The 25,505-nt window shown below is 68.2% G+C and carries 26 protein-coding genes and 1 pseudogene; 18 read left to right on the top strand and 9 right to left on the bottom strand.

Features of this window, described 5'->3' with window-relative positions; translation table 11 throughout:
- Positions 1 to 250 precede the first annotated feature (250 nt).
- Positions 251 to 1,366, top strand: coding sequence for a ferritin-like domain-containing protein (locus D3874_RS20665; protein WP_119780294.1), 1,116 nt, complete (start codon positions 251 to 253; stop codon positions 1,364 to 1,366).
- Positions 1,367 to 1,434: 68 nt separating this feature from the next.
- Positions 1,435 to 1,923: an MmcB family DNA repair protein gene (locus tag D3874_RS20670; RefSeq protein WP_119780296.1), complete on the top strand. Its 489-nt coding sequence runs from the start codon at positions 1,435 to 1,437 to the stop codon at positions 1,921 to 1,923.
- 165 nt (positions 1,924 to 2,088) lie between these two features.
- Here the strand turns inward: D3874_RS20670 and D3874_RS20675 are convergent, their stop codons facing one another.
- Together D3874_RS20675 and D3874_RS20680 are read right to left on the bottom strand one after the other, a co-directional pair.
- Entirely contained in the window at positions 2,089 to 2,646 is a 558-nt protein-coding gene (locus D3874_RS20675) for an ActR/PrrA/RegA family redox response regulator transcription factor (protein ID WP_199699177.1), read from the bottom strand.
- Positions 2,643 to 4,001 (bottom strand): ActS/PrrB/RegB family redox-sensitive histidine kinase, encoded by a 1,359-nt coding sequence (locus tag D3874_RS20680; RefSeq protein WP_119780301.1) that lies wholly within the window; start codon positions 3,999 to 4,001, stop codon positions 2,643 to 2,645. Before D3874_RS20680 ends, D3874_RS20675 begins: the two co-directional genes overlap by 4 nt.
- Positions 4,002 to 4,016: 15 nt before the next feature.
- On the opposite strand from D3874_RS20680, the gene D3874_RS20685 reads away from it, so the two are divergent.
- The 3 genes from D3874_RS20685 (at position 4,017) to D3874_RS20695 (ending at position 6,448) form a co-directional block, all read left to right on the top strand.
- A complete protein-coding gene (locus tag D3874_RS20685; RefSeq protein ID WP_119780304.1) occupies positions 4,017 to 4,841 on the top strand; it encodes an ABC transporter ATP-binding protein in 825 nt (274 codons plus the stop codon).
- The gene (locus D3874_RS20690; RefSeq protein ID WP_119780306.1) at positions 4,838 to 5,662 is read left to right on the top strand and encodes an ABC transporter permease; all 825 of its coding nucleotides are present in this window, start codon (positions 4,838 to 4,840) and stop codon (positions 5,660 to 5,662) included. Before D3874_RS20685 ends, D3874_RS20690 begins: the two co-directional genes overlap by 4 nt.
- Positions 5,663 to 5,740: 78 nt before the next feature.
- Entirely contained in the window at positions 5,741 to 6,448 is a 708-nt protein-coding gene (locus D3874_RS20695) for a lipid-binding SYLF domain-containing protein (protein ID WP_119780308.1), read from the top strand.
- Here the strand turns inward: D3874_RS20695 and D3874_RS20700 are convergent.
- Entirely contained in the window at positions 6,445 to 7,281 is an 837-nt protein-coding gene (locus D3874_RS20700) for a hypothetical protein (protein ID WP_147385755.1), read from the bottom strand. The two genes, D3874_RS20695 and D3874_RS20700, sit on opposite strands and share 4 nt — an antisense overlap.
- Positions 7,282 to 7,365: 84 nt before the next feature.
- Between D3874_RS20700 and D3874_RS28115 the strand changes: the two genes are divergently transcribed.
- From D3874_RS28115 to D3874_RS20715, 4 genes are read left to right on the top strand one after another with little or no spacing between them, the layout of a single operon-like run.
- On the top strand, positions 7,366 to 7,596 hold the full coding sequence (locus D3874_RS28115) for an antitoxin (RefSeq protein WP_147385756.1): 231 nt from the start codon (positions 7,366 to 7,368) through the stop codon (positions 7,594 to 7,596).
- Positions 7,597 to 7,603: 7 nt separating this feature from the next.
- The gene (locus tag D3874_RS20705; RefSeq protein WP_119780313.1) at positions 7,604 to 8,065 is read left to right on the top strand and encodes a TA system VapC family ribonuclease toxin; all 462 of its coding nucleotides are present in this window, start codon (positions 7,604 to 7,606) and stop codon (positions 8,063 to 8,065) included.
- Positions 8,066 to 8,071: 6 nt separating this feature from the next.
- Positions 8,072 to 8,788, top strand: a complete 717-nt coding sequence (locus tag D3874_RS20710) for an extensin-like domain-containing protein (RefSeq protein WP_119780316.1) — start codon at positions 8,072 to 8,074, stop codon at positions 8,786 to 8,788.
- Between the two features lie 49 nt (positions 8,789 to 8,837).
- Positions 8,838 to 9,266 (top strand): hypothetical protein, encoded by a 429-nt coding sequence (locus tag D3874_RS20715; protein ID WP_119780319.1) that lies wholly within the window; start codon positions 8,838 to 8,840, stop codon positions 9,264 to 9,266.
- Positions 9,267 to 9,273: 7 nt separating this feature from the next.
- On the opposite strand, the gene D3874_RS20720 is transcribed toward D3874_RS20715, so the two are convergent.
- Positions 9,274 to 10,878 (bottom strand): hypothetical protein, encoded by a 1,605-nt coding sequence (locus D3874_RS20720; protein WP_119780322.1) that lies wholly within the window; start codon positions 10,876 to 10,878, stop codon positions 9,274 to 9,276.
- A 202-nt stretch (positions 10,879 to 11,080) separates the two neighbouring features.
- Here D3874_RS20720 and D3874_RS20725 point away from each other — a divergent pair, with 202 nt between their 5' ends.
- From D3874_RS20725 to D3874_RS20745, 5 genes and pseudogenes are all read left to right on the top strand, one after another.
- Entirely contained in the window at positions 11,081 to 12,697 is a 1,617-nt protein-coding gene (locus D3874_RS20725; RefSeq protein ID WP_233560074.1) for an ABC transporter substrate-binding protein, read from the top strand.
- 173 nt (positions 12,698 to 12,870) lie between these two features.
- On the top strand, positions 12,871 to 13,881 hold the full coding sequence (locus tag D3874_RS20730; RefSeq protein ID WP_119780328.1) for an ABC transporter permease subunit: 1,011 nt from the start codon (positions 12,871 to 12,873) through the stop codon (positions 13,879 to 13,881).
- Positions 13,878 to 14,783: an ABC transporter permease subunit gene (locus tag D3874_RS20735; protein ID WP_119780331.1), complete on the top strand. Its 906-nt coding sequence runs from the start codon at positions 13,878 to 13,880 to the stop codon at positions 14,781 to 14,783. The genes D3874_RS20730 and D3874_RS20735 overlap by 4 nt, the downstream gene beginning before the upstream one ends.
- Before the next feature lies 1 nt (position 14,784).
- Complete coding sequence (locus tag D3874_RS20740) at positions 14,785 to 15,801, top strand: ABC transporter ATP-binding protein (RefSeq protein WP_119780333.1); 1,017 nt, start codon at positions 14,785 to 14,787, stop codon at positions 15,799 to 15,801.
- Positions 15,798 to 16,679: pseudogene (locus D3874_RS20745) on the top strand (dipeptide ABC transporter ATP-binding protein); the annotation flags it as partial. The gene D3874_RS20740 and the pseudogene D3874_RS20745, both read left to right, overlap by 4 nt.
- A gap of 126 nt (positions 16,680 to 16,805) precedes the next feature.
- Here the strand turns inward: D3874_RS20745 and D3874_RS20750 are convergent.
- The 3 genes from D3874_RS20750 to D3874_RS20760 are packed head-to-tail and all read right to left on the bottom strand — an operon-like array spanning position 16,806 to position 19,395.
- Positions 16,806 to 17,561, bottom strand: a complete 756-nt coding sequence (locus tag D3874_RS20750) for an ABC transporter ATP-binding protein (protein ID WP_119780335.1) — start codon at positions 17,559 to 17,561, stop codon at positions 16,806 to 16,808.
- Positions 17,549 to 18,358 carry an ABC transporter permease gene (locus D3874_RS20755; RefSeq protein WP_119780338.1) on the bottom strand — a complete coding sequence of 270 codons (810 nt, stop codon included), beginning with the start codon at positions 18,356 to 18,358 and terminating at the stop codon, positions 17,549 to 17,551. The genes D3874_RS20750 and D3874_RS20755 overlap by 13 nt, the downstream gene beginning before the upstream one ends.
- Entirely contained in the window at positions 18,355 to 19,395 is a 1,041-nt protein-coding gene (locus tag D3874_RS20760) for an ABC transporter substrate-binding protein (RefSeq protein WP_119780340.1), read from the bottom strand. Before D3874_RS20760 ends, D3874_RS20755 begins: the two co-directional genes overlap by 4 nt.
- On the opposite strand from D3874_RS20760, the gene D3874_RS28120 reads away from it, so the two are divergent.
- Positions 19,394 to 19,585 carry a hypothetical protein gene (locus D3874_RS28120; RefSeq protein ID WP_147385757.1) on the top strand — a complete coding sequence of 64 codons (192 nt, stop codon included), beginning with the start codon at positions 19,394 to 19,396 and terminating at the stop codon, positions 19,583 to 19,585. The two genes, D3874_RS20760 and D3874_RS28120, sit on opposite strands and share 2 nt — an antisense overlap.
- Positions 19,585 to 20,955, top strand: a complete 1,371-nt coding sequence (locus tag D3874_RS20765; RefSeq protein ID WP_199699178.1) for a flavin monoamine oxidase family protein — start codon at positions 19,585 to 19,587, stop codon at positions 20,953 to 20,955. Before D3874_RS28120 ends, D3874_RS20765 begins: the two co-directional genes overlap by 1 nt.
- Before the next feature lie 100 nt (positions 20,956 to 21,055).
- On the opposite strand, the gene D3874_RS20770 is transcribed toward D3874_RS20765, so the two are convergent.
- Both D3874_RS20770 and D3874_RS20775 read right to left on the bottom strand, forming a co-directional pair.
- Complete coding sequence (locus D3874_RS20770; protein ID WP_158596130.1) at positions 21,056 to 22,294, bottom strand: aminotransferase class V-fold PLP-dependent enzyme; 1,239 nt, start codon at positions 22,292 to 22,294, stop codon at positions 21,056 to 21,058.
- Between the two features lie 34 nt (positions 22,295 to 22,328).
- Positions 22,329 to 23,027 carry a septal ring lytic transglycosylase RlpA family protein gene (locus tag D3874_RS20775; protein WP_119780346.1) on the bottom strand — a complete coding sequence of 233 codons (699 nt, stop codon included), beginning with the start codon at positions 23,025 to 23,027 and terminating at the stop codon, positions 22,329 to 22,331.
- Positions 23,028 to 23,617: 590 nt separating this feature from the next.
- Between D3874_RS20775 and D3874_RS31320 the strand changes: the two genes are divergently transcribed.
- Together D3874_RS31320 and D3874_RS20780 are read left to right on the top strand one after the other, a co-directional pair.
- A complete protein-coding gene (locus D3874_RS31320; protein ID WP_274380606.1) occupies positions 23,618 to 24,190 on the top strand; it encodes a gamma-glutamyltransferase in 573 nt (190 codons plus the stop codon).
- Positions 24,079 to 25,380, top strand: a complete 1,302-nt coding sequence (locus D3874_RS20780) for a gamma-glutamyltransferase family protein (protein WP_274380636.1) — start codon at positions 24,079 to 24,081, stop codon at positions 25,378 to 25,380. The genes D3874_RS31320 and D3874_RS20780 overlap by 112 nt, the downstream gene beginning before the upstream one ends.
- Positions 25,381 to 25,505 lie beyond the last annotated feature (125 nt).

Consider the following 25,505-nt stretch of genomic DNA (forward strand, 5'->3'; position numbering starts at 1 on the left):
GTCCGCCCTAGACATTGCCCCAGGATCCACTTTCGGATGATCTGTTTATTAGGGCACCACTTTGGGCACGGGACGCAAAGAAAGCGTAAACGCCCGAAGGTCAAAATATGAGGGTCATTCGCCTTTTCCGCTTGCCGATCCGATTATCCCATCATAACCTGACAGAAAGTCAGGCTTCCTCGCCGCACCGGCCGGAAGAACAAGAACAGGGTCACGCCAGCGTCGCGGGCCCGTAACGGAGGACTAGGTCATGAACGCGTTGGTCTCCCAGATTACCAAGGATGCGGCCTACAACACAGTCAGCCCGACGGATTTCGCCGCGCTGATCGAGGTCGACCGCTACGGCACGCGCTCGAACGCCTTCGACAAGATCATCACCGCGACCCACGACCATTTCTGGGACCCGCTCGACCCCGCCTATATCGATTTCAGCACGCCCTTCGACATGGAGAACCAGGCGCTGCTGCCCGAGCACCTGACGATCGAGCTGCAGTCGGCGGTGGCCGACAAGCTGAACGAGAAGCAGAAGATCCAGCTCATCAACATGAACACCCACTGGTCGCTGTCGTCGATCCTGCACGGCGAGCAGGGCGCGATGAGCCTGTCGGCCAGCCTGTGCCACATCCTGGTCGATCCCGGCGCCCAGGAATACGCCGCCAACCAGGCGCGCGAGGAAGGCCGCCACGTCACCGCCTTCACCCGCTACATCCAGGCGCGCTGGGGTAAGCCCGTGCAGGTCGGCCCGATCCTGGGCAACCTGCTCAGCGAACTGGTGCTGGCGGAAGAGGTCTACAAGAAGCTGGTCGGCATGCAGATGCTGGTCGAGGGCCTGGCCATGGGCGCCTTCGCCATGCTGCACGCCAACACCACCGACCCCCTGCTGAAGCGCACCACCCAGCTCGTCATGACCGACGAGGCCTTCCACCACAAGTTCGGCAAAATCTGGGCCGACCGGACCATTTCCAAGCTGAGCACCGACGAGCACAACAAGGTCGAGGACTGGGCCTTCAACTGCTTCCAGACCCTGTTCTTCAACCTGGTCTCGCCCGACCAGAAGGGCTGGATCTACGAGCGCCTGGGGCTGGATCCGGCCTGGGTGCAGGCCGCGGTGATGGAAGCGGCGACCGACGATGTGCGCCGCGACCGCATGAAGGAAGGCACCGACATCTTCCGCGTGCTGATCAAGACCCTGCTGAACGCCGGCATCATCACCGACCGCACCAGGTGGTTCTACGAACAGTATGTCGACATGGTGCAGTTGAAGGCCGAAGGCGACTACATGGTGGGCGACGCCATCGCCGAGGAAGGCATCGCCTACCTGCGCGAGATCAACAAGGGCCGCCGCCAGGTCAACAAGGTCGCCTGAGGTTTCACCGATCGCGTTCAAAACCCCGGCCGGTTCCCATCGGCCGGGGTTTCTCGTAAGGTCGGGCGATGGTGCTGCCCGACGATTCCATCCCCTTCGATCAGGCCTTCCAGGGCGCCGACGCGGTCGCCCGCGGCACCATCCGCCTGTTCGCCGAATTGGGCTTCGCCTCGATCCGCGAATTCGTGCTGGGGTCGGGCCGGCGGGCCGATGTCGCGGCGCTTGATGCCGGGGGCCGGCTGGTCATCGTCGAGATCAAGGTGAGCCTTGCCGATTTCCGCGCCGACCGGAAATGGCCGGAGTATCTCGGCTATTGCGACGCCCTGTACTTTGCGATCCCGCCCGACCTGCCCCGCGCGCCGTTCGAGGCCCTGCCGGACGAGATCGGCCTGATCGTGGCCGACCGTTTCGGCGCCGCCGTCGTGCGCGAGGCCCAGTGGGGCAAGCTGAACGCCAGCCGGCGCCGCGCCGAAACCCTGCGCTTCGCCCTGGTCGCCGCCCTGCGCCTGTCGCGCCGCGACGACCCCACCTGGACCGGGGAAAGCCCGCTGGATTGAGGAAACAGGGGCGACGGCGCCCGTATAACCCCCGTCGTCATCCCGGCGAAGGCCGGGATCCATCGGGGTGCAAGGGCCTGGACCGCTATCCGATCAGGCGATGACCCAGCCGCGTGCCATGGCCATGGATTCCGGCCTGCGCCGGAATGACGGAAGATGCCCCGCTCACCGCGGCGAGTGCTTGGCCAGGATGCGCTGCAGGGTGCGGCGGTGCATGTTCAGGCGGCGGGCGGTTTCCGAGACGTTGCGGTCGCACAGTTCGTAAATGCGATTGATGTGCTCCCAGCGTACCCGGTCGGCCGACATGGGGCGTTCCGGCGGCTCGGGCCGCTCGCCGCCCGAGGCTTCCAGGGCCGCGACGATATCGTCGGCATCGGCCGGCTTGGCCAGGTAGTCGAGCGCGCCCGCCTTCACCGCCGCCACCGCGGTCGCAATATTGCCGTAACCGGTCAGCATTACAATGCGGGCGTCCGGGTTGGCCTCGCGCACTGCTTCGACCACGTCCAGGCCATTGCCGTCGCCTAGGCGCAGGTCGCAGACGGCGAAGCGCGGCGGGTTGGCGCGGGCGGCGCTGATCCCGGCGGCGACCGAACCGGCCGTGATCACCGTGTAGCCGCGCTTGGTCAGGGCGCGGGCCAGGCGCTCGCGCAGGGTGTCGTCGTCGTCGACCAGCAGCAGCGTCCGCGTGGGATCGGGGGCCATGGTCACCGTTTCAGTCGTCATCGTGTCTCCCGACCTTCTGCTGGGGCGGTCGTCTGCTCAGGGTCTCTGTCATCCCCGATGTCCAATATGCCGCGGGGCCAGCGAATCGCAACCTCCGCGCCGCGCCCGACCCGGTTGAAGAAGCTGATATTGCCGCCGGAATGCTCGATCAGGGTCTTGGCGATGAAAACGCCCAGGCCCAGGCCCTCGCCCCTGCGCGTGGTGACATAGGGCTCGCCCAGGGATTCGAGCACCTCGGCCGGGAAGCCGGGGCCGTCGTCGCTGATCGCCACCGTCACCTCCTTGGCGTCCCAGTCGACCATCATCACCACCCGGTCGACGGCATAGCGCATGGCGTTTTCCACCAGATTGCCCAGGCCGTGGACGATTTCCGGGCTGCGGTAGAGCTGCGGCTCGGGCCCGTCGCCGTCGGCGACGAGCTGGAACTCGATCTCGCGGCGCAGATGCGGGCTTGCCGCCGCCTCCATCAGCGCCGTCAACGGCAACACCGAGAAGGTGGTATCGCGCATATCCTCGGGCCGGCGCGAGAGCTGGGACAGGATGTCCCGGCAGCGCTTGGTCTGGGTCTGGAGGATCGTCAGGTCGTCGGCATGGGGGCTCTGGCCCAGGTCGTCGGCCAGTTCGCGCACCACGATGGCGATGGTGGCCAGCGGCGTGCCCAGTTCGTGGGCCGCGGCCGCGGCCAGGGCGCCCAGGGCCGACAGGCGCTGTTCCTTGGCCAGGGCATCCTTGGTCGCCGCCACCGCCATCGACAGGCGCCGCGCCTCCGCCGCCACGCGCCAGGCGTAGGTGACGATGAAGACCATGCCCAACACCAGGCTGGTCCAGATCCCCACCATGTAGATCGGGTCGAGGTTGAACGGCACGCCGCGCCAGGGCAACGGCAGGTGGAACACCGACAGGGTGGTGATGCAGGCCAGCGCCAGGGCGCCCAGACCGATGGTCAGGCCCAGTTCGAGAATGGTCGCCGAGATCGTCACCGGCACCAGGATCAGGAAGGAGAAGGGATTCTGCAGGCCGCCGGTCAGGTACAGCAGGGCCGCCAGTTGCAGCACGTCATAGGCGAGGTAGAGGCTGGCTTCCTTGTCCGACAGGCGCTTCGACGCCGGATAGACCAGGTGCAGCGCCAGGTTCATCAAGGCCGAGGCCAGGATGGCGATCGAGACCGCCAGGGTGGGGAGCGGAAAATCCAGCATCGCGGCGACCACGATCAAGGCCCCGGTCTGCCCCACCACCGCCAGCCAGCGCAGCACCACTAGGGTGCGCAGCCGCAAAGGCCCGCCGGCGGCGGCCCGTGTCAGGCCGGTCGCCCGGTCTTCGGGATCGTCGAAGTCGCCCTGCGTCAGAATCGCCATGGCAGGACTTTAGAGATGCGACGGCTGGCGCACCATCCCCTCCTGGAACCCGAGGCGGAGCTTTGCCATAGTCTGCCCGTGCTTGCTCCAACGACTCGCCCCGTCCTCACCGTCCAGAACCTGGCCAAGCGCTTTGGCGAGGTGGTGGCGGTTGCCGATGTCTCCTTTGCCATCGCGGCCGGCGCCATCACCGGCCTGCTGGGCGGCAACGGCGCCGGCAAGACCACGACCATCTCGATGATCCTGGGCCTGATCAAACCCAGCGCCGGCAGTATCCACGTGCTGGGCCACGACCTGGCGCGCGAGGCCTGGGCGGTGAAGCCCTTGATGAATTTCTCCTCGCCCTATGTCGACCTGCCCCACCGGCTGACGGTGGCGGAAAACCTGTCGGTCTTTGCCCGGCTGTACGGCCTGCGCCGGCCGGCCCAGCGGGTCGCCGAACTGGCCGCCGACCTCGACCTCGAAGGCCTGCTGGCACGGCCCACCGGGCGGCTGTCGGCCGGGCAGCGGACCCGCGTGGCCCTGGCCAAAGCGCTGATCAACGAGCCGCAACTGCTGCTGCTGGACGAACCGACCGCCTCGCTCGACCCCGACACCGCCGACTGGGTGCGGACCTACCTGACCGACTATCAGCGGCGCACCGGGGCCGCCATCCTGCTCGCCTCGCACAACATGGCCGAGGTCGAGCGGCTGTGCGCCGACGTGGTGATGATGCAGGCCGGCCGGATCGTCGACCATGACACGCCGGCCATGCTGCTGGCCCGCTACGGCCGCGACAATCTCGAGGACGTGTTCCTGGACATCGCCCGGAACCAGCGGGCGCAGGGTGCGCCGCCATGACCGTCCTGACCGCCCGGATCCGCCCCGGCCTGTCGCCGGGCCGCGTCGGCGCCATGGTGCTGCGCTATTGGTACCTGCTGCGCAGTTCCTGGCCGCGCCTGCTCGACCTCGTCTACTGGCCCACGGTGCAGATGCTCACCTGGGGCTTCATCACCCTGTCCCTGGGCACGCCCGCCACCATCGTCGAACAGGGCATCGGCGTGCTGCTGGGGGCGGCCTTGCTGTGGGATGTGCTGTTGCGCTCGCAACTGGGCACCTCGCTGTCGTTTCTCGAGGAGATGTATTCGCGCAACCTGGGCCACCTGATGGCCAGCCCCTTGCGCCCGGGCGAATTCCTGATCGCGCTGGCCACCATCGGCCTGCTGCGCACCCTGGTGGGCATGGTCCCGACCAGCCTGCTGGCGATCTGGTTCTTCGGCTTCTCGGTCTATGACATGGGCCTGTCGCTGGCCGCCTTCTTCTTCTTGCTGGTCGTCATGGGTTGGGCCATCGGCCTGTTCATCTCGGGGCTTTTGATGCGGGTGGGCCTGGGGGCCGAGGCGCTGGCCTGGGGCCTGATCTTTGCCATCGCGCCCTTGAGCGCCGTGTTCTATCCGCTTTCCACCCTGCCCGGCTGGCTGCAGATCCCGGCCCGGATCCTGCCCTCGACCCATGTCTTCGAGGGCATGCGTGCCCTGCTCCACGATGGGGTGATCCAACTCGATCATCTGGCGATGGCGGCGGGCCTCGATTGCCTGTACCTGGGCCTGGGCGTCTGGGGCTTTTTCGCCTTCTACGAGAGTGCCAGGGACCGGGGTCGCCTGATCCAGATGGGCGAATGACGGGAACCCGCGGCCCTGGTACAGGTTAGTTCTTGGGGTTCACGGCTGAACGACGCCTTATTGCAAGGAACGGCAAAGATGCAGACCGATCTCCACATCAATCGTCGTCACCTTCTTGGTGGAGCCATCACCGTGGTGGCGATCGGCGGCTTCGGCAAGCTCGCCATGGCCTCCGATCAGCAAGAACTGGTCGACCGTGCCCGCATCACCATCGACAGCATGGGTGCCGACCCGTCCTATGGCGACATGCGGGCCTATCTGGCGCGATCGGTCGGCTGCCTGATCGTGCCGCAGTTGCTCAAAGCCGGTTTCATCGTCGGCGGTTCGGGCGGCGACGGCGTCCTGCTCGGCCGCAGCAAGAGCGACGGCACCTGGTCCAGCCCGGCATTTTATTCGCTGGCAGCAGGCAGCATCGGGCTGCAGATCGGCGCACAATCATCTGAAGTCGTGCTCGTCATCAACGACCAGCGCGGCCTGGAAGCGATCTTCAAGAACGAGATGAAGCTGGGCGCCGATGCCTCGATCGCCGTGGGCCCGGTCGGCTCGGGGGTGGAGGCCGCAACGACCACCAATTTCGAAGCCGACATCTATTCCTACGCCAGGGCCAAGGGCCTGTTCGCCGGCGCCTCGCTGGAGGGTGCCGGTGTCCTGTCGTCGGCAAGCTGGAACAAGACCTACTACGGCCGGGCGCTAAACCCGCGCGACATTGTGGTGAATCGCCTTGTCGACAATCCGGCAGCGGCAAGCTTGAAGCAGACCCTGGCCCGGGTCTCCCGCGTCGTCTAGCTGAGGACCAACGCCAGCACCGTGCCGGCCACCAGCACGCAGAACCAGGTCGCATGGGCCTGGTCGGCCAGGCTGCGGGCAGCGGCGACCTGCGCGGCGGGCATGGCGGCACCCAGGCCCGCACGGTCGAGCGCCGCCGTCATGGCGGCGGTCGCCGGCAGCGGCCCCAGGGCCAGCGGCGCCCCGTGGCCGGGGCTGAGCAGGATCCCGGCAAGCCAAGCCGAAGGCAGCGTCACCAGGCCGTGACAGGCCCGCACGGCCCGGCCGAACGCCCCGTCGCGGTCGCGCTCCACCGCCAGCACCAGCCATTGCCCGGCCTTGACCAGGAAGACGCCCGGCAGGCCCAGCAGCAGCCAGGCCAGGACCAGCGCCACCGCCCCGTCGGCAAGGCGCGCGGCCAGCCGCCGGCACGCCTCGGCCGCCACCGGGGCGGCCGCGAATTCGCCCTGTGTCCGCGTCAACCCGGCGACGCCGTCGACCGCGCGCCGCGCCGTCGCCCGCGCCGCCTGATAGCCGATGCCGGCCGCCAGCAGCACGGTTTCAACGGCGACGCCCCAGGGCCGATCCAGGTGATCGGCCAGGCCGCCGGCCACGGCCGCCCCCAGGAACAGGGCCAGCAGGCTGCCCAGGGCCCACAGCAAGAACCCGCGGGTCTGCCGGGTCGCGGGCGGCCGGTCCACCCGGTTGAGCCGTCCGACCACCGCCCCGATCGCGCGCATCAGAAAAACCGGTGGCGCCGCCCGCCGCCGCGGCCAGGCCCGATCGATCAGGAGGGCAAGCAGGGCCGGTGCCGTCGGCTGGCCCAGGGCCCACATAACCAAGTCATCCGGCACGTCTCTTCCCCCTGACTTCCCAGCCATTTGATGATGTGATGTCACAATGCTATGATGCGTTGATGCTGCACACGGACTCTTCGCATGAGAACAACACTCAATCTTGAGCCTGACATCCTCAACACGGTGCGCAAACTGGCAAGCGCCCGCGAGCAAAGCCTTGGACAGGTGGTTTCGGATTTGGTGCGGCGCGGCCTGGAAGCCCCATCCCCCACGCCCCGGCAAACCTCTAGCGGCTTTCCGATCTTCAAGGTACCGCCGGGCAGCCCTCCGCTGACCATCGACGATATCCGTAGAGACGACGACGAGGGTTGATCCGGTCATGACACAATCGGCGAGCAGTGGCGCCGCCTTGCTTGACGCCAACCTGCTGATTGCCCTGGCGTGGCCGCAACATATACACCACGCTGCCGCTCATGCTTGGTTCGGCAGTGCCGGAAAGCATCCCTGGGCGACTTGCGCCCTCACACAACTCGCCTTCTTACGGATCTCGTCGAACCCCAAAATCATTTCGGGCGCCGTCAGCCCACGTAACGCGACCCTGCACTTGCAGCGGATCGTCAGCCTGCCAAACCATGTTTTCTGGAATTGCGATCTGGCGCCATCTGCACTGCCGCTTTTCCAAAGCGTGACGCTTTCAGGCCATCGGCAAGTAACGGACGCCTATCTGCTGGCGCTGGCGCAGCACCATGGCGGCCGGCTCGCCACCTTGGACAAGGGCATTGCTCAGCTACTGTCGAGCGCGCTCGAGCGGGACCAGTTGATCGATCAGGTTACCAACTAGAAGCCGATGACCCGCCGCTGGCCGCTGATTGCGCTCGTCCTGTTCGCCACGCTGGCGGCGCTGGCCGGGGGCGGTGCCTGGCTTGCCCATCGCTACAAGCTGATTCCCGCCGGCGACGACCCTTGGGCGCGGCTGGACCTGGACGCGGCGCCGGGCTGGTTCACGAAATACCAGTTGGGCAAGTTGCGCGATGATCCGGTGGCCTGTTTCGCCGCCTTGAAGGCGGCCCGAATCAGCTACCAGGCGATGCCCGACGAGCCGATCGTCAATGGCTGCGGCTTTGCCGATGCCTTGCGCTGGCAGGGCGAGAAGGCGCGCTTCAAGGAACCCGTGGTGCTGACCTGCGCCATGACCGCGGCCCTGGTGCTGTTCGAGCGCCAGGTGATCCAGCCGGCGGCCGAGCACTACCTGGGCAGCCGGGTGATCAGGCTGGAGGATTACGGCACCTACAGCTGCCGCAACATCGGCCGCGAGGAAGGCCGGCGACGCAGCGAACACGCCAAGGCCAACGCCGTCGACATCACCGCCTTCGCCACCGCCAACGGCCGCCGCGCTGCGGTGGCCGCTGACTGGGGCGCCATGACCAGGCCCGAGGGCAAGTTCCTGCTGGCCGTGCGCGACGGCGCCTGCGGCCTGTTCGCGGTGGTACTGGGGCCTGCGTACAACACCGACCACCAGGATCACTTCCACCTCGATATGGGCCCGTTCTCGTCCTGTCACTGAGCGCGTTTACACGCTAGGGTCTCCGCCCGCCCTCATCGAGTTGCCCGCCTTGCACCCTGCCTTCGTCGCCATCGCCATTACCGGGCTTGCCCTTGCCGCTTGCGCCCAGCGGCGCGAAGCGGCGCCGGCGCCGGACCCGACCGCACCGGCCCGCGCCGCCTTTGGCGACCATATGGAACCCTTCCAGGGCCAGCCGCTGGATGAAATGCTGGCGGTATTCGGCCCCCCCAGCAGCCGGCGGCCGGCCCAGGAGGGCGGCGAGGTGGTGGCCTGGGCGCGCAAGGGCGAGACCACCGTCGACGGCAGGGTGATCCCGCAGGATTGCACCGTCACCGCCTTCGTCGATACCAAAGGGCTGGTCTCGGGCATCTTCGGCGGCGGCAATATCCTCTACTGCAGCAAGAGCTTCGTGCCCCTGCCCCAGGCCCTGCGGCCGGCCGCGGCGCTGCCGCCGCTACCGCCCGTCATCGGCCAATAGGGCCTGGTCATTCCGCCTGCGGCGGGGCCAGGGGGACCGCGTCCGGCAGCGTGCCGTCGCCCAGCCGGGTCGCGATGCGCGCCAGCACGAGCGCGCGCAGGGTCGGTTCGGCCAAGCCGCGCGCCGCTTCCAACGCCGCCCCGACATTGCCGGCCGACAATTGCGCCAGGGCCAGGTTGGCGGCACCGATCTCGCGATTCTCGGTGCTTTGGACATCGGCAACCGCCCGGGTCACCGCGGCAACGTCGCCGCTGTCGGCAAAGACACTGGCCAGTTCCAGGGCGACATCCTCGCGCTCGGGCGATTCGGCCATGCGGGCCAGGGCCTCGAAGGCACCGGCGACGTCGCCGGCGCGCGCCTGACGCTCGGCGATGGTGCCGGTGGCCGACTGGCGTGCCTGCTGCCCGGCAATGGCGGCGGCGGCCTGGGCGGCCAAGGTCGTGTCTCCCGCCTCGGCCGCGCCGTTGACCAGCGCCTGGAGGGCCGCGTCGCGCACCTGGCCATCCTTGATTTCGTCGGCGATGGCCCGTGCCTCGGTCAGGCGGCCGGCAGCGACCAGCGCCGCCACGGCCCCGCGCAGGGCGATATCGCGCACCACCGGCTCGGTCAGGCCGCGGGCCGCCTCGATCCCGAAGCCGGTCAGGCCGCCGTCGATGGCGGCACCGGCAACGAAGCCCTCGATCTCGCCCGCCGTCTCGGGCGTCAGGCCCCGGACCGCCTCGACTGCGCCGGCGAAGGCCTGGCGGGCCCGGTCCTGGTCGCCGGCCAGCCCCAGCGCGGTACCCAGGTCGAGCAGGATGAAGGCCTGTTCGCGGGCGTCGGGCGCATCGGCGAGATGTTCGAGCGCCTGGTCGGCCGCCGCCACGGCACCGGCCTTCTCGCCGACCCGGGCAAAGCCCAGGGCGGCGTTGCGCAACACCTGCAGCCGGCGCGCGGCATCGTCGAGCCCGTCGGTGATGGCCAGCGCGCGCGGCACGTCGCCCATCATGACCGCGGCCTGGGCGGCGGTCTGGCGCATCCGGGCCGACAGGCCGGCATCGACGATCAGGTTGAGCGAGGTCAGGGCATCGTCCAGCGCCCGCCCGGCAGCGGGATCGCGCCGGGTCGCCATGGCACGGGCGACGTCGACCAGCGCCCGGAAGCGCTGCTCGGGATCCTCGACCGCGCGGGCCAGGGCCTGGCCGGCCGAGACCGAACCCTGGCGCACCAGGGCGGCGGCAATCGCCGCGGTGGCATCGCCGCGGCCGTCCATGTCGGTGACGCGCGCGGCCAGGCCCAGCGCCCGTTCGGCCTCGCCCTTGCCTGCGGCGATCAAGGCCACCTGGGTCAGGGCATCGTCGCGCACCGCCACGTCGTCGATGCCGGCGACGATTCGGTCGACCATGGCCCAGTCGCCGGCCTTGGCACGCTCCTCGGCAATGGTCGAGATGACCAGCCCGCGCTCGTTGACATCGGCGATCTGGCTGGCGCTGACCAGGGCCGCTTCGACCATGTTGGTGGCGGTGACGGCGGCCGCGGCCGGCGCGTTGGGGCCAAACGACACCGAGGCGGCAACAACCAGGCCGAGGGCCGCCAGACCTGCGCGGCCCGAGGAGAGTAACAGACGATACATGACGATGCGGCACCCGCAGGTCCGGAAATGAAACGGCTGCCATCATGCCGACTGCGCCCGCGCTTGACCAGAGGGGCACTCGACCAAAGCCTAAGTTGCGAAAGCCCCTCGAAATCGAGGCAAATGTAGGGCTAGTCTGGTGTGCCAGCGCGGCTACGGGGGAGTCCGAGGACCGCTCTGCAACAAAATGGAGGCTTTACTCATGGCATTGCGATCGAGGATGCGCGGTCTGCTCGTTGCTACCGCCGCCGCGGCGGCGCTGACGATCGGCGCGAGCGGGCAGGCATTTGCCGCCAAGACGCTGGTCTACTGCTCCGAGGGCAGTCCCGAAAACTTCAACCCGCAGCTCAACACCACCGGCACGTCGTTCGACGCCGCCCGGCCGGTCTATGACCGCCTGGTGGATTTCGTCCCCGGCACGACCGAAACCCGGCCCGGGCTGGCTGAATCCTGGACCGTTTCGGCCGACGGCACGGTCTATGAGTTCAAGCTGCGCAAGGGCGTGAAGTGGCACACCAGCAAGACCTTCACGCCGACGCGCGACTTCAACGCCGACGACGTGCTGTTCTCGTTCAACCGCATGTGGAAGGCCGACCACCCGTATCACGGCGTCTCGGGCGGCGCCTATGATTACTTCGGCGACATGTCCATGCCGGACATCCTGAAGGCGATCGACAAGGTGGACGACTACACCGTCCGCTTCACCCTGCAGAAGCCCAACGCGCCCTTCATCGCCAACCTGGCGATGGACTTCGCCACCATCCTGTCGGCCGAATACGGTGACGTCCTGCTGAAGGCCGGCACGCCCGAGAAGCTGGACCAGGAGCCGATCGGCACCGGCGCCTTCACTTTCGTGCAGTACCAGAAGGATGCCCTGATCCGTTACAAGGCCTTCGACGGCTATTGGGCGGGCAAGGTGAAGCTGGACGCGCTGGTGTTCTCGATCACCCCGGACGCGGCCACCCGCTGGGCCAAGCTGAAGGCCGGCGAATGCCAGATCGCGCCGTATCCCAACCCGCAAGACCTCGAGACCATGAAGAAGACGCCGGGCGTCGTCTTGATGTCGCAGCCGGGCCTCAACGTCGGTTACATGGCCTATAACACCCAGAAGCCGCCGTTCGACAACAAGCTGGTGCGCCAGGCCCTGAACATGGCCATCGACAAGGCGGCGATCATCAAGGCGGTCTACGGCCCCTCGGGCCAGCCCGCGGTGAACCCGATCCCGCCGACCATCTGGTCCTACAACAAGGACATCACCGACTATCCCTACGACCCGGAAAAGGCCAAGGCGCTGCTGGCCCAGGCCGGCGTGACCCTGCCGTTCGAAACCGATGTCTGGGCCATGCCGGTGCAGCGTCCCTACAACCCGGATGCCAAGAAGATCGCCGAACTGATCCAGGCCGACCTGGCCAAGGTCGGCTTCAACGCCAAGATCGTCTCCTATGAATGGGGCGAGTATCGCAAGCGTTGCCAGGCCGGCGAACACCAGATGTGCCAGTTGGGCTGGACCGGCGACAACGGCGATCCCGACAACTTCCTCTACACCCTGGCCTCGTGCGACGCGGCCCGTCCCGGCGGCGGCAACCTCGCCAAGTGGTGCAACAAGGAGTTCGACGACCTCGTCCGCAAGGCCCAGGAAGTGCCCGACCAAGCCGAGCGCACCAAGCTCTACGAGCAGGCCCAGGTGATCTTCCACGAGGAAGCCCCCTGGTTCATCATCGCCCACTCGCTGGTCAACGAGCCGATCAGCGACAAGGTCGTGAACTACAAGCTGAGCCCGCTGGGCAGCCACGAGTTCAAGGAAGTCGACCTGAAGTAAGGCGCCCGCTCAGGGCCCTGGCTGGTTCAGCCGGGGCCCTGAGCCCTCTCCCCTGAGAGGAGAGGGTTGGGTGAGGCGGGAAGCGCCACCGTTGTGCGCAAGCCCACCTCCCCCAACCCCCTCCCCCCAAGGGGCGGAGGGGCTTCAAGAGTTACCTCCCTCAAGGCTCATGCATGCTGAGATTTCTTTCCTCCCGCCTGATCGTCCTCGTCCCGACCCTGTTCGGGGTCATCCTCCTTGCCTTCTTCCTGGTCCGTCAGTTGCACGGCGATGCCGTCGAGGCGCGCGGCGGCGAACGCGGCATCACGGCCGAGCAACTGGCCCAGCGCCGGCACGCCCTGGGCCTGGACAAGCCGATCGTCGAGCAGTTCGTCGATTACCTGGGCCAGGTGGTGCAGGGCGACCTGGGCAAATCCTTCGTCACCCAGCGCCCGGTGACGACCGAATTCTTCGAACTGTTCCCCGCCACCATCGAGCTTTCCATCGTCGCCATGCTGTTCGCCGTGATCCTGGGCCTGCCGGCCGGGATACTGGCGGCCCTGACACGCGGCAGCGTGCTCGATCACGGCGTGATGGGGGCGGCCCTGACCGGCTATTCCATGCCGATCTTCTGGTGGGCCATCCTGCTCATCGTGCTGTTCTCGAACATCCTGGGCCTGACTCCGGTCTCGGGCCGCCTCGACGTGCTGTTCTATATCGAGCCGGTGACCGGCTTCATGCTGGTCGACACGCTGCTGTCGGACGAGCCGGAAGCCTTCTGGTCGGCGCTGCATCACCTGATCCTGCCGTCGATCGTGCTGGGCACGATTCCGCTCGCCGTGATCGCCCGCATGACCCGCTCGGCCATGCTGGAGGTGCTGGGCGAGGACTATATCCGCACGGCGCGGGCCAAGGGCCTGTCGCCCTACCGGGTGATCTGGGTCCATGCCCTGCGTAACGCCCTCATTCCCGTGGTCACGGTGATCGGCCTGCAGGTCGGCACCCTGCTGGCCGGCGCGGTGCTGACCGAAACCATCTTCTCGTGGCCGGGCATCGGCAAATGGCTGATCGACGCCATCGGCCGGCGCGATTTCCCGGCCGTGCAGGGGGGCATCCTGCTGATCGCGATCACCATCATCGGCGTCAACCTGGCCGTGGACCTGCTCTATGGCCTGATCAACCCGCGTATCCGGCACCAGCGATGAGCACGACACAAACCGCCGCCCCGGCGATGGCCGCCCCGCCCAGCCCCCTGGCCGCGTTCTGGCGTGACTTCCGGCGTAACAAAGGCGCCCTGGCCGGCCTGATCTTCATCACGATCGTGGTGATCGGCGCGGTCTTTGCGCCGTGGGTCGCGCCGCACGCACCGGATGTGCAGTACCGCGAGAACTTCCTCAACCCGCCGGTCTGGGTCGACGGCGGCTCCTGGCAGTTCATCCTAGGCACCGACGACGTCGGCCGCGACCTGCTCTCACGCATCATCTGGGGCTCGCAGCTTTCCCTGCTGATCGGCGTCATCGTGGTCACCATCTCGCTGGGCGCCGGCGTGCTGCTGGGCCTGATCGCCGGCTTTGCCCGCGGCATCGTCGACCAGGTCATCATGCGCCTGATGGACATCCTGATGGCCCTGCCCAGCCTGCTGCTGGCGGTCGCCATCGTCGCCGTGCTGGGGCCGTCCCTGGCCAATTCGATGATCGCCATCGCCATCGTCATCCTGCCCCACTATGTGCGCCTGACCCGGGCGACGGTGATCACCGAACTGGCCAAGGACTATGTCACCGCCAGCCGCATCGCCGGCGCCGGCATCTGGCGCCTGATGATCATCGTGGTCCTGCCCAACTGCCTGGCGCCCCTGATCGTGCAGGCAACGCTCGGCTTCTCCTCCGCCATTCTCGACGCGGCGGCGCTGGGCTTCCTGGGACTGGGCGCGCAGCCGCCGACGCCCGAATGGGGCACCATGCTGGCGGACGCCAAGAAATTCATCCAGTCGGGCCAATGGTGGGTGGTGACCTTCCCGGGCCTCGCCATCCTGCTGACCGTGCTGGCCTTCAACCTGCTGGGCGACGGCTTGCGCGATGCCCTCGACCCCAAGCTGAAGGAGCGCTGAGATGGCCCTGCTCGAGGTCAGCAATCTCAACGTCCGCTTCGGCCGGTTCCAGGCGGTCTCCAATGTCGACATGACGGTGGAAGCGGGCGAGATCGTCGGCGTGGTGGGCGAGTCCGGATCCGGCAAGTCGGTCACCTCGCTGGCCCTGATGGGCCTGATCGCCCAGCCCGGCAAGGTCGAGGCCTCGACCATGTCGTTCGACGGGCAGGACCTGCTGGCGATGTCGCCCAGGGCCCGGCGCCGGCTGCTGGGCCGCGACATCGCCATGATCTTCCAGGAGCCGATGACCAGCCTCAACCCGTCCTACACGGTCGGTTTCCAGATCGAGGAAGTGCTGGCCGTCCATGGCCTGAAAGACCGGCGCAAGCGCCGCACCCGGGCCGTCGAACTGCTCGACCTGGTGGGCATTCCCGATGCCGCCCGCCGGCTCGATTCCTATCCCCACCAGCTCTCGGGCGGCATGAACCAGCGGGTGATGATCGCCATGAGCGTGGCGCTGGACCCGCGCCTGCTGATCGCCGACGAACCGACCACGGCGCTGGACGTGACCATCCAGGCACAGATCCTGCGCCTGCTGGTCGAATTGCAGCGCAAGCAAGGCATGGGCCTAGTCTTCATCACCCATGACCTGGGCGTGCTGGCCGAAATCGCCGACCGGGTCGTGGTCATGTATGCCGGCGAAGTGGTCGAGACCGCGCGCACCGCCGACCTGTTCAGGGCCCCCCAGCATCCCTATACCGCCGCCCTGCTGAATGCCCTGCCCGAGCGGGCGGTCACCGCGGGCACGCAGATCGATGTGGGGGCGCCGCGCGGCCGCCTGCCCGCCATCCCCGGTGTCGTGCCGGGCCCGTTCGACCGGCCCAAGGGCTGCCTGCTGCAACCCCGCTGCCGCTTCGCCGACCAGCGCTGCGTGGTCGAACACCCGCCCCTGCACCGGCTGGCGGTCGGCGCGGCCCGCTGCCACCGCCCGCTGGGCCCCGACGGGCTGCCGGCGTTCGAACTCGAAGGTGCTGCATGAGCGCGCGTGCCACCGTGCTTGAAGCCATCGACCTGAAGAAGACCTATTCGGTCTCGCGCGGCCTGTTCCAGAAGGCCCGGGACCTGCGCGCCGTCAACGGCGTCTCGTTCCAGCTCCAGGCCGGCCGCACCCTGGCGATCGTCGGCGAGTCGGGCTGCGGCAAGTCCACCCTGGCGCGCCAGATCACGCTGATCGAACACCCGACCAGCGGGCAGTTGCTGGTCGACGGCATCGACGCGACCGATCCCACCCCGGCGGCGCGCAAGGCCCTGCGCCGCACGGTACAGATGGTGTTCCAGAACCCCTACGGTTCCTTGAACCCCAGGCGCACCATCGGTGCCGCGCTGGCCGAACCGCTGATCGTCAACACGGAGATGACCCGGGCCGAGCGGCAGGTGGCCGTGATCGCCATGCTGACCAAGGTCGGCCTGCGGCCGGAACATGCCGACCGCTACCCGCACATGTTCTCAGGCGGGCAGCGCCAGCGCATCGCCATCGCCAGGGCCTTGATGCTGCGCCCGCGCATCCTGGTGGCGGACGAGCCGGTCTCGGCCCTCGACGTCTCGGTTCAGGCCCAGGTCCTGAACCTGCTGATGGACCTGCAGGACGAGATGGGCCTGGCCATGGTCTTCATCAGCCATGACCTGGGCGTCGTGCGGTTCGTCGCCGACGAGGTGCTGGTGATGTACCTGGGCCTGCCGGTCGAGCATGCCCCGGCCGCCGCCCTGTTCGAGACCCCGCGCCATCCCTATACGAGGGCGCTGCTGGCGGCCCGGCCCAAGATCGATGCCGACGAGCGGGCTGCCCGCACGCCGCCGCTGACGGGCGAATTGCCCTCGCCGCTCAACCCGCCGTCGGGCTGCGTCTTCCGCACCCGCTGCCCCTACGCACAGGCGCGCTGCGCGGCGGAACGGCCGGAACTGCGCGATGTCGGGGGAGTATGGTGGCCTGCCACTTCGCCGAGACGGTGTAACGGCGGCCCGTCACCATCGTCATTCCGGCGATCAGATCCCCGCGCCGTCGTAGACCGCGTTCTGGAGGTTGTCGCGGATCTCGGCTGCCAGGTGCTGGGCCTCGACATGGTCGCGGTGGCGGGGCCGTGGCGTCGCCACCTGGTGCTGCGACTGGATGCGGCCGGGCTTGCCGCCCAGCAGGATCACCCGGTCGGCGAGATAGACCGCCTCGTCGATGTCGTGGGTGACGAAGATCACGGTCTTGCGCGTCTCCTGCCACAGGCGGACCAACTCGTCCTGCAGGCCGGCGCGGGTGATCGCATCGAGCGCGCCGAAGGGCTCGTCCATCAGCAGGATGTCCGGCTCCACCGCGAGCGCCCGGGCGATCGCCACGCGCTGGCGCTGGCCGCCGGACAATTGATGGGGATAACGGGCGCCGTGGTCGCCCAGGCCGACCAGTTGCAGCGCGGCCAGGGCCCGGGCCCGGCGCGCGGCATGGGCCAGGCCCAGCCCCTCGGTGCCGAATTCGGCATTGCGCTGGACCCGCCGCCAGGGCAGCAGGCGGGCATCCTGGAACACCATGGCATAGGGCCGGCGCCGGGGATCGTCGGTCGCGGTCACCCGCACGCTGCCTTTGGCGGCCGGGATGAGGTCGGCGATGATGCGCAGCAGGGTCGACTTGCCGACGCCGCTGGCGCCGACCACGGCGACGAACTCCCCCTGTTCCACCACCAGGTCGAAGCCTTCTAGGATGGTGTTGCCGCCCAGGACGATCGACAGGTCTGCGATCTCGATCACGGGCGCCATTTGAGCAACCGACTCCGTACCAGCACGAACAGGGCATCGACCATGCCGTAGAGCAGGGCCATGGTCAGCATGTAGACGACAACGATGTCGGAGGCGAGCAGAGTCGCTGCCTCGTTCATGCGCTGGCCCAGGCCCGCAACACCGAACAATTCGGCCGCGACCACCGACATCCAGGCCTGGCCCAGGCCGGTGCGCACCCCGGCCAGGATGCCGGGGGTGGAGGCCGGCAGCACCACCTTCACCAGTTTCACCAGGCGCGAACGGTGGCCGAAGGAATCGGCCAGTTCGATCAGGTCGCTGTCGACGCCCTGCACCGCCGCCAGGGTGCTGTAGTAGTTGATCCAGAACACGCCGACGCCGACGATGAAGGTGGCGGCGGCCGGGCTGATCTGGAACCACAGGATGGCGAACGGCACCCAGGCGAGGCCCGGAATCGGCCGCAGCACCCGGATGATCCAGGCCGTGAGGCCTTCCAGCAGGCGCGACATGCCCGTGGCAATCCCCAGCAGCACCCCCAGGGCGGAGCCCAGGACCAGGCCCTTGAGATAGTGATCCAGGCTTTTCAGGATGCGGTCGAGCCAGATCCCTGAGGTCACTTCGCGCCAGAAGGCCTCGGGGATGCTGGAGGGCGGCGGCAGGAAGATGGGCGACATCCAGCCCAGGCGCGACACGCCTTCCCAGAAGCCCAAAAACAGCAACAGGCCGATGACCGCCAGCAGCGTCGGATTCACGGCAAAGCCGCCGGGCACACCCGCAACCGCGGTGCGCCCGCGGCTGCGGGGGTGCTCGCCACTCATTGATTCGACGCGAGGGCCTTTTTGTAGAAGCTCGAGTCGAACAATTGGCCGAGATCGCCGGCTTTGTCGATGGCGCCGATTTCCACCTGGAAATCCTGCAGGATGCCGGTGGCCGCCACGATGCTGTCGGGATCGGTGATGAACTTGGAGCCGGGCGAGACCAGCGCCTGTTCGATGGTCTCGACGCTGATCAGGCCCTTGCCGATGGCGGCGGCGACATGGGGTGCGGCCTTCCTGGGCTCGGCCTTCAGCAGCTTGGTGGCGCGCAGGGTCAGGTCCACCAGGGTCTGGACCGCGGCCGGCTGCTTGGCGATGAAATCCTCGGTCAGGCCGAAGACGGTGCCCGGCTGGTTGGCCAGGATCTGGCCGCCGGCGGCCAGGATCTTGATGTCGGGGTTCTTTTGCTGGGTGACGGTGATCGCCGGTTCGCGGATGGTCGCGGCCTCGACGCCGCCGGCCAGCAAGGCCTGCTGGGTTTCCTCGATCCCTAAGGTCACCACTTCGATATGGGCCTCGTCGATCTTGGCGACCTTGCGCACCCAATAGAGCAGCACGGTCTGCGGGACCGAGCCCTTGGGCTGGGTCGCGACCTTCACCGGCCGGCCCAGGGCCTTGGCCTGGGCCGCGAAGGCCTCGGCGACTGAGCCGGCCTTGGCCGCCTCTTCCGACAGCGCCTTGTTGGCCAGGACGGCGATTTCTTCGACCGCGGTGGCGGCCACGACCTTGACGCCGATGCCCTTGCCCCGGGCGACGATCAGCGGGCCGACGCCGGCGAAATAGGCATCGATGCCGCCCGAGGCGACGGCCTGGATCAGGTTGGGGCCGGAGGCGAACTGGGTGAGCTTGAGGTTGAGGCCCGCGTCCTTGGCCCAGCCTTCGCCGTCCAGCACGAACAACTGCGCCGCGCCCGTCACCGGGATGAAGCCGACGCGAACCTCGACCGGGTCGGCCGCCAGCGCGCGGCGCGAACCGCCGGCAACCGCCAGCGCGGCGGCGGCGCCAAGTTCCAGAACTCTACGACGATCGATCGTGACCATGACCGGCTTTCCCTTTTTCCTTGCTTCCACCCGATCCACGGGCAGCGGGCGGCGAGTGAACGACGATCCACCCGCATTGGTCAACCGGAAAACGAGAATAGAAATTTTCCACACTCATTTATTGAAAAATATGCGGCTTGCGGCGCAAGGCACCAGCGTGATGATGGGGCGGCCATCCAAGGGGGAATGATGAGCCGGCCTTATGATGTCGATGTCGCCGTGGCGGGTGCCGGTTTTGCGGGATTGAATACCGCCCTGGCCGTGAGCCGGGCGGGCCGCAGTGTCACCGTGATCGAGGCCCGCGACCGGGTGGGGGGACGCACCAAGCCGGGGCACCTGGCCGGGTCGGTGGTCGACCTGGGCGGCCAATGGGTGGGGCCTGACCATCGCCGCCTGCTGGCCCTGGCCGCGCGCCACCGGGTGGCGCTCGAGCCGCAGTTCGATGCCGGCGCCAAGCTGATCGACTATCAGGGCCAGGTCCGCCCCTATACCGGGCTGATCCCGGCACTGCCGGTCCTGGCCCTGCTGGAGGTCGACCGGGTGATGAAGCGGATCGAGCGCATGGCGGCGGCCCTGGCCGCCAGTGCTCCCTGGAACGCCCCCGATGCCGCCGCCCTGGATGCCGTCACCGTCGCCGGCTGGCTCGATGCCCATGTCCGCACCAAGGGCGCCAGAATGCTGATGGCGGTCGCGGTGCGCGCGGTCTTCAGCGCCGAGCCGGCGGAAATCTCGATGCTGTTCTTCCTGGCCTATCTGCGCGCCTCGGGCGGGCTCGAACCGCTGGTGTCGGTCCGCGGCGGGGCCCAGCAGGATCGCTTCCGCGGCGGCCTGCACCAATTGTCGGAGCGGCTGGCCGACGAGGTCGGCCGCGGCCGCCTGCGCCTGTCGACGCCGTTGCTGGCGGTCGAGCAGGATATGGACGGGGTTACCCTGCGCTTGGGGGGCGGCGATAGCCTGCGGGCGCGGCGGGTGGTGCTGGCCCTGCCGCCGGCGCTGCTGGGGCGCCTCGCCGGCCAGCCCGCCTGGCCCGCCCTGCGCGCCGGCCTCAACCAGCGCATGGCCATGGGCAGCGTCATCAAATGCCACGTCGCCTATGCGACACCGTTCTGGCGCGCGCGCGGCCTGGCCGGCGAGGCGGTCTCCGACCGGGGGCCGTTTTCGCCGATTTTCGACGGCACGCCGGAAGGCGTAAGCCACGGCGTGCTGAGCGGCTTCCTCGAGGGCGAGGCGGCGCGCCGGTTCACGGTGGCACCGCCCGCGATACGGCGCCAGGCCGTAGTCGACACGCTGGTGCGCCTGTTCGGGCCGCCGGCGGCATCGCCCATCGACTATGTCGAGAACGACTGGCTGGCCGAGGAATGGTCGGGCGGCTGCTATGCCGGGCTGATGGCCCCGGCGACCATGACCGGCTTCGGCCCGGTGATCCGCCAGCCCGCCGGCCTGGTCCATTTCGCCGGCACCGAAACCGCGATCGACGCCACCGGCTATGTCGAAGGCGCGCTGGAGTCGGGCGAACGTGCCGCGGCGGAAGTGCTGGACGCATTGCGTAGCACGCCATAACCCCAGTCGTCATCCCGGCGAAGGCCGGGATCCATTCTGGGGCAGCGCGCGACGTCCCAATGGATCCCGGCCTTCGCCGGGATGACGGCGGTGGGTGGGACTAGCCCCGTGCCAGAGCCGCCAGGAAGCGGTCGACGTCGCTTTCGTCGTTGTAGTGGGCGAGGCTGGCACGCACCACGCCGCCCTGGGGCAGCAGGCCCAGGGCCTCGACGCAGCGCCGGGCGTAGAAATCGCCGCAGCCGACCGCGATGCCCTGGTCCCACAGGCGTTGGGCGACGGTTTCGGAATCGCGCCCTGCCACGGTAAAGGACACCGTCGGCGCGCGGTGCCCGTCCATCGCCTGGCGCCCCACGACCGTAATGCCAGGCATTGCCTTCAGGCCGTCGAGCAGGCGCTGGCCCAGCCTGTCCTCGTGGGCCGCGAACATGGCGTAGAGCCGCTCCATCCGCGCGCGCAAGCCGTTGGCCGGCAGGGCGAAGTGGTGCTCGTCCAGGGCCATGAAATAGTCGGCGATGCCGTTCAGCGCCGCGGTGAACTCGTGGCTGGGGCCGCCCGGGTTCAGGGTCTTGGGTGCCTCGGTCACGAAGAAATGGTTTTGCGGGCCCAGGCGTGCGGCGACCTCGCGCCGGGCATAGGCCGCTCCCACATGGGGGCCGAAGGTCTTGTAGAGGCTGAAATAGTAGAAATCGACGCCCAAAGCCTTCACATCGGGCAGCCGATGGGGTGTATAGGCGACGCCGTCGACGGCAATCAGGGCGCCGGCCGCGCGGGCAATGTGCGCCGCACCCGCGACATCATTGAAGCTGCCGACCACGTTCGAGCAATGGGGCATCACGACCAGCTTCGTGCGCGGGCCAACCAGCTCTTGCAGCACGGCAAGGTCGAGCTCGGCCGTGACGGGGTCGAGCGGCCATTCGCGGATCGCGACACCTTCGCCGGCCAGCCGCCGCCAGGCGCCCGAATTGGCCTCGTGATCCTGGTTGGTCACCACGATCTCGTCGCCCGGGGCCAGCAACGGCCGCATCGCCTGGGCCAGGACCAGGACATTGACCGTGGTCGACGGGCCGACCAGCACCTCGTCCGCATCGGCGTTGAGGAAGGCGGCGGCCAGGGCCTGGCCCTCGCAGATCAGGCGCGCCGCCTGCGCCGAGGCGGCAAAGCCCCAGGCCGGCTGGACCTGGAGCGCGGTCATGTAGTGGGTAACGCGGTCGATCACCTGGCGCGGCACATAGGTGCCGCCGGCGTTTTCGAGGAAGGCAACCCCATTGTCCAGCGGGGGAAACTGCGACCGGGCGAAGCCGACGTCGAGTTCGACGCCGTCGATTGCACGCGAAACCACGATGACGACGCCCCCGGGGAATGCTGGTTGAGAGTTACTCCGTCGCGATGACCGTGGTCACCCGGCGCGGTGCGGCGGCACCCTCGCGGGTGTCGGCGGCGCGCGAACCGCCCTCATGCGCGATCTCGAGCGGGGTATCGAGGATTTCGAGCTTCACCTTGCCCACGCCACGCCCCTGCATGCCGATCGTGCGGGCCGCGGCGGCCGACAGGTCGATGGTGCGGCCGCGAATATAGGGCCCGCGATCGTTGATCTTGACGATTACCGATTTTCCCGTGGCGATGGAGGTTACACGCACCCGGGTATTGAACGGCAGCGTCTTGTGCGCCGCCGTCAGGTCGTTCTGATCGAAGCGTTCGCCGTTGGCGGTACGCCGGCCATGGAAACCCGGGCCGTACCAAGAGGCAACGCCGGTCAGTTCCTTGAGCACGATTTCGGGCTGGGCGCCGAGCGCCTTTTCGCGATCGGGAATGGGCGAGACGATGGCGATCTCGGCGCCGGCGTCGGCGGCGGTGCCCAGGATCTTGGTGGTGATCGACCGGCTCGGCACCGGCTTGTTGGACGGTACGGGAACAGGCGGTGCGGGAACAACGGCTTGCGCTTCGTCGCGCGCGCTGATGGGATCGTCGGCATTGTCTTTCGCCCAGGTGGTCGCGGGGACCATCAGGGATACAGCCGCCGCCAGGGCGACTGCCGCGATTGAGTCAAGCGCGAACAAGCGAGTCGCTGCCATCGTCCTCCTCTCCTTGATTAGGCGTGCGCACACGGAGGATGTGCCGCTCGCGTTCCGGACAGACCCCTAAATCCAAGGCCATCGAACACAAGTGGATGAGGTCGGTTCTCCGACACCATCAACTCTAGACTGAAAGGCGCCCGTTCAACGATTCGGGCGACGTGGGGTGACCGCCTTCAGGCGCCACCGGAGACCGACGAAACACATGGCAACAGCCAAGGCCACGACATAAATTTCAGGACTCAATAGTCCTCAACCTTCTGGGCCGGCGGCGACCGTACCGGTCTTTAGGGACACCCATTTTGCCCGCCAAGCGGGACCCATGGGCGGGTTGCCACGGCCGAACATTGCCGAAAAAACACCCGCTTGGCAACCCCACCCTGCCGCAGGGCATTATAACCGCCCGGGGGAGCTAACGTTCCCAAGGCCTCGCCACGAATATTACAGCAGTGTTTTCAACATCTTATGTATCCCCAACAATACGCCGCAAGGTGCGACATCAGTTCACCTCGGCATTGCCGTTTCCCCGGCCGCCGTCTCGGGGCAATATAGTTTCCTGTTCGATTTTCAGCACGGCCCCGGGAGGCGAGATGCGACTGGCGATTGCCGTCTTTACCCTCGCCCTGATGGTTTCGGTGCAGGCCCGCGCACAGCAGGCGACCGACGCCGTGGCCCCCGAAGCGGCCACCCGTCTCGAGCCGGCGGGTACCGGGGTCGTCAAGGCCCGCGACTGGATGGTGATCGCCGCCCACCCGCTGGCCAGCGACGCCGGGGCCGACATCCTGCGCGCCGGGGGCAGCGCCACCGACGCCCTGATCGCGGTGCAACTGGTCCTCGGCCTGGTCGAACCGCAATCATCGGGCTTAGGCGGCGGCGGCTTCCTGCTGCACTGGGACGCTGCAACACAAGAGATTACCAGCCTCGACGGCCGCGAAACCGCGCCGGCCGCGGCCACGCCTGAGCTGTTCCTGGGGCCGGACGGCAAGCCGCTGGGCTTCTTCGCCGCGGTGGTCGGGGGCGTTCCGTGGGCACACCGGCCACCCTGCGCCTGCTGGAGGAAGCCCATCGCCGCCACGGCCGGCTGCCCTGGGCCGACCTGTTCGCGCCGGCGATCCGCCTGGCCGAGGGCGGCTTCCGTGTCTCGCAGCGTCTCGCCGAGCTGATCGCCGGCGAGGGCGAACGGCTGAAGCACGATCCCGTCACCGCCGCCTATTTCTTCAATGCCGACGGCAAGGCCCTGGCCGCCGGCAGCCTGCTGCGCAACCAGGCCTATGCCGATACGCTGCGGCGGATCGCGGCCGAAGGCGCCGATGCCTTCTATGGCGGCGAGATCGCCGCCGACATCGTCGCCAAGGTGCGTAACGATCCGACCAACCCCGGCCTGCTCGACCTGGGCGACCTCGAGCACTATGCCGTGATGCCCCGGCCCCCCGTGTGCGGCCCCTTCGCCGGGGCCGAGGTTTGCAGCATGGGGCCGCCCTCGTCCGGCGGGATCGGCGTGTTGCAGATCCTCTCGCTGGTCGAACCCTATGGTCTCGACCGCCTGGGCCCGCAGTCGATCGAGGCCTGGCGCCTGATCGGCGACGCCTCCAGGCTGGCTTTCGCCGACCGCGAGCGTTGGCTCAGCGACCCCGACAAGGCCAACATCCCGGTGCGCGGCCTGCTGGCACCCGGCTACCTGGCCCTGCGCGCCAAGCTGCTGTCCGGGCCCAAGGCGCTGGACAAGGTTACACCCGGCACGCCGGCCTTCGACAACGGCGCGCTGGTGCCCACGCCCGGCGCCGGGCACACGCCCGAACTGCCCTCGACCACCCAGGTGGTGATCCGCGACCGCGAAGGCGATGTCATCTCCTACACCGGCACGATCGAGAATGCCTTCGGCGCGCGCCTGATGGTTCGCGGCTTCCTGCTGAACAACGAGCTGACCGATTTTTCCTTCACCGCCACCGATGACCAGGGCCGCGCCGTCGCCAACCGGGTGGAAGGCGGCAAGCGGCCGCGCTCGTCCATGGCGCCGACCATCGTGCTGCGCAACGACCAGCCGATCCTGGCCCTGGGCAGCCCCGGCGGCAGCCGCATCATCGGTTTCGTCGCCCAGAGCCTGATCGCCCACCTGGCCTGGGACCTGGACGTCCAGCAGGCGGTCTCGATGCCGCATATGCTGAACCGCTTCGGCCCCTACGAGCTCGAGGCCGGCACCCCGGCCGAACGGTTCGGGCCGGGCCTGGCCGAGATCGGCTACAAGGTCCAGATACAGGACCTCAATTCCGGCCTGGCCGCCCTGGCGATCACCCCCGGCGGCCTCCAGGGCGCCGCCGATCCCCGCCGCGAAGGCGTCGCCATCGGGGAGTAACTCAAAGCCCTCTCCTCCTTGGAGGAGAGGGTTGGGTGAGGAGGGTCGATGGCATGGTCCGGCCCACCACCTCACCCTTCCCATTGCTTGCGCAATGGGCCCCTTCCCTCTCCCCCGCCTGCGGC

This window comes from Oleomonas cavernae (assembly GCF_003590945.1).
GTDB lineage: Bacteria > Pseudomonadota > Alphaproteobacteria > Zavarziniales > Zavarziniaceae > Zavarzinia > Zavarzinia cavernae.

What these genes read in the sequence shown, in the direction of transcription:
- D3874_RS20665 (WP_119780294.1), top strand. Translation starts at nt 251, where the DNA reads ATGAACGCGTTGGTCTCCCAGATTACCAAGGATGCGGCCTACAACACA.
- D3874_RS20670 (WP_119780296.1), top strand. Translation starts at nt 1,435, where the DNA reads ATGGTGCTGCCCGACGATTCCATCCCCTTCGATCAGGCCTTCCAGGGC.
- D3874_RS20675 (WP_199699177.1), bottom strand. Translation starts at nt 2,646, where the DNA reads ATGACGACTGAAACGGTGACCATGGCCCCCGATCCCACGCGGACGCTG.
- D3874_RS20680 (WP_119780301.1), bottom strand. Translation starts at nt 4,001, where the DNA reads ATGGCGATTCTGACGCAGGGCGACTTCGACGATCCCGAAGACCGGGCG.
- D3874_RS20685 (WP_119780304.1), top strand. Translation starts at nt 4,017, where the DNA reads ATGCGACGGCTGGCGCACCATCCCCTCCTGGAACCCGAGGCGGAGCTT.
- D3874_RS20690 (WP_119780306.1), top strand. Translation starts at nt 4,838, where the DNA reads ATGACCGTCCTGACCGCCCGGATCCGCCCCGGCCTGTCGCCGGGCCGC.
- D3874_RS20695 (WP_119780308.1), top strand. Translation starts at nt 5,741, where the DNA reads ATGCAGACCGATCTCCACATCAATCGTCGTCACCTTCTTGGTGGAGCC.
- D3874_RS28115 (WP_147385756.1), top strand. Translation starts at nt 7,366, where the DNA reads ATGAGAACAACACTCAATCTTGAGCCTGACATCCTCAACACGGTGCGC.
- D3874_RS20705 (WP_119780313.1), top strand. Translation starts at nt 7,604, where the DNA reads ATGACACAATCGGCGAGCAGTGGCGCCGCCTTGCTTGACGCCAACCTG.
- D3874_RS20710 (WP_119780316.1), top strand. Translation starts at nt 8,072, where the DNA reads ATGACCCGCCGCTGGCCGCTGATTGCGCTCGTCCTGTTCGCCACGCTG.
- D3874_RS20720 (WP_119780322.1), bottom strand. Translation starts at nt 10,878, where the DNA reads ATGTATCGTCTGTTACTCTCCTCGGGCCGCGCAGGTCTGGCGGCCCTC.
- D3874_RS20725 (WP_233560074.1), top strand. Translation starts at nt 11,081, where the DNA reads ATGGCATTGCGATCGAGGATGCGCGGTCTGCTCGTTGCTACCGCCGCC.
- D3874_RS20730 (WP_119780328.1), top strand. Translation starts at nt 12,871, where the DNA reads ATGCTGAGATTTCTTTCCTCCCGCCTGATCGTCCTCGTCCCGACCCTG.
- D3874_RS20735 (WP_119780331.1), top strand. Translation starts at nt 13,878, where the DNA reads ATGAGCACGACACAAACCGCCGCCCCGGCGATGGCCGCCCCGCCCAGC.
- D3874_RS20740 (WP_119780333.1), top strand. Translation starts at nt 14,785, where the DNA reads ATGGCCCTGCTCGAGGTCAGCAATCTCAACGTCCGCTTCGGCCGGTTC.
- D3874_RS20750 (WP_119780335.1), bottom strand. Translation starts at nt 17,561, where the DNA reads ATGGCGCCCGTGATCGAGATCGCAGACCTGTCGATCGTCCTGGGCGGC.
- D3874_RS20755 (WP_119780338.1), bottom strand. Translation starts at nt 18,358, where the DNA reads ATGAGTGGCGAGCACCCCCGCAGCCGCGGGCGCACCGCGGTTGCGGGT.
- D3874_RS28120 (WP_147385757.1), top strand. Translation starts at nt 19,394, where the DNA reads ATGACCGGCTTTCCCTTTTTCCTTGCTTCCACCCGATCCACGGGCAGC.
- D3874_RS20760 (WP_119780340.1), bottom strand. Translation starts at nt 19,395, where the DNA reads ATGGTCACGATCGATCGTCGTAGAGTTCTGGAACTTGGCGCCGCCGCC.
- D3874_RS20765 (WP_199699178.1), top strand. Translation starts at nt 19,585, where the DNA reads ATGAGCCGGCCTTATGATGTCGATGTCGCCGTGGCGGGTGCCGGTTTT.
- D3874_RS20775 (WP_119780346.1), bottom strand. Translation starts at nt 23,027, where the DNA reads ATGGCAGCGACTCGCTTGTTCGCGCTTGACTCAATCGCGGCAGTCGCC.
- D3874_RS31320 (WP_274380606.1), top strand. Translation starts at nt 23,618, where the DNA reads ATGCGACTGGCGATTGCCGTCTTTACCCTCGCCCTGATGGTTTCGGTG.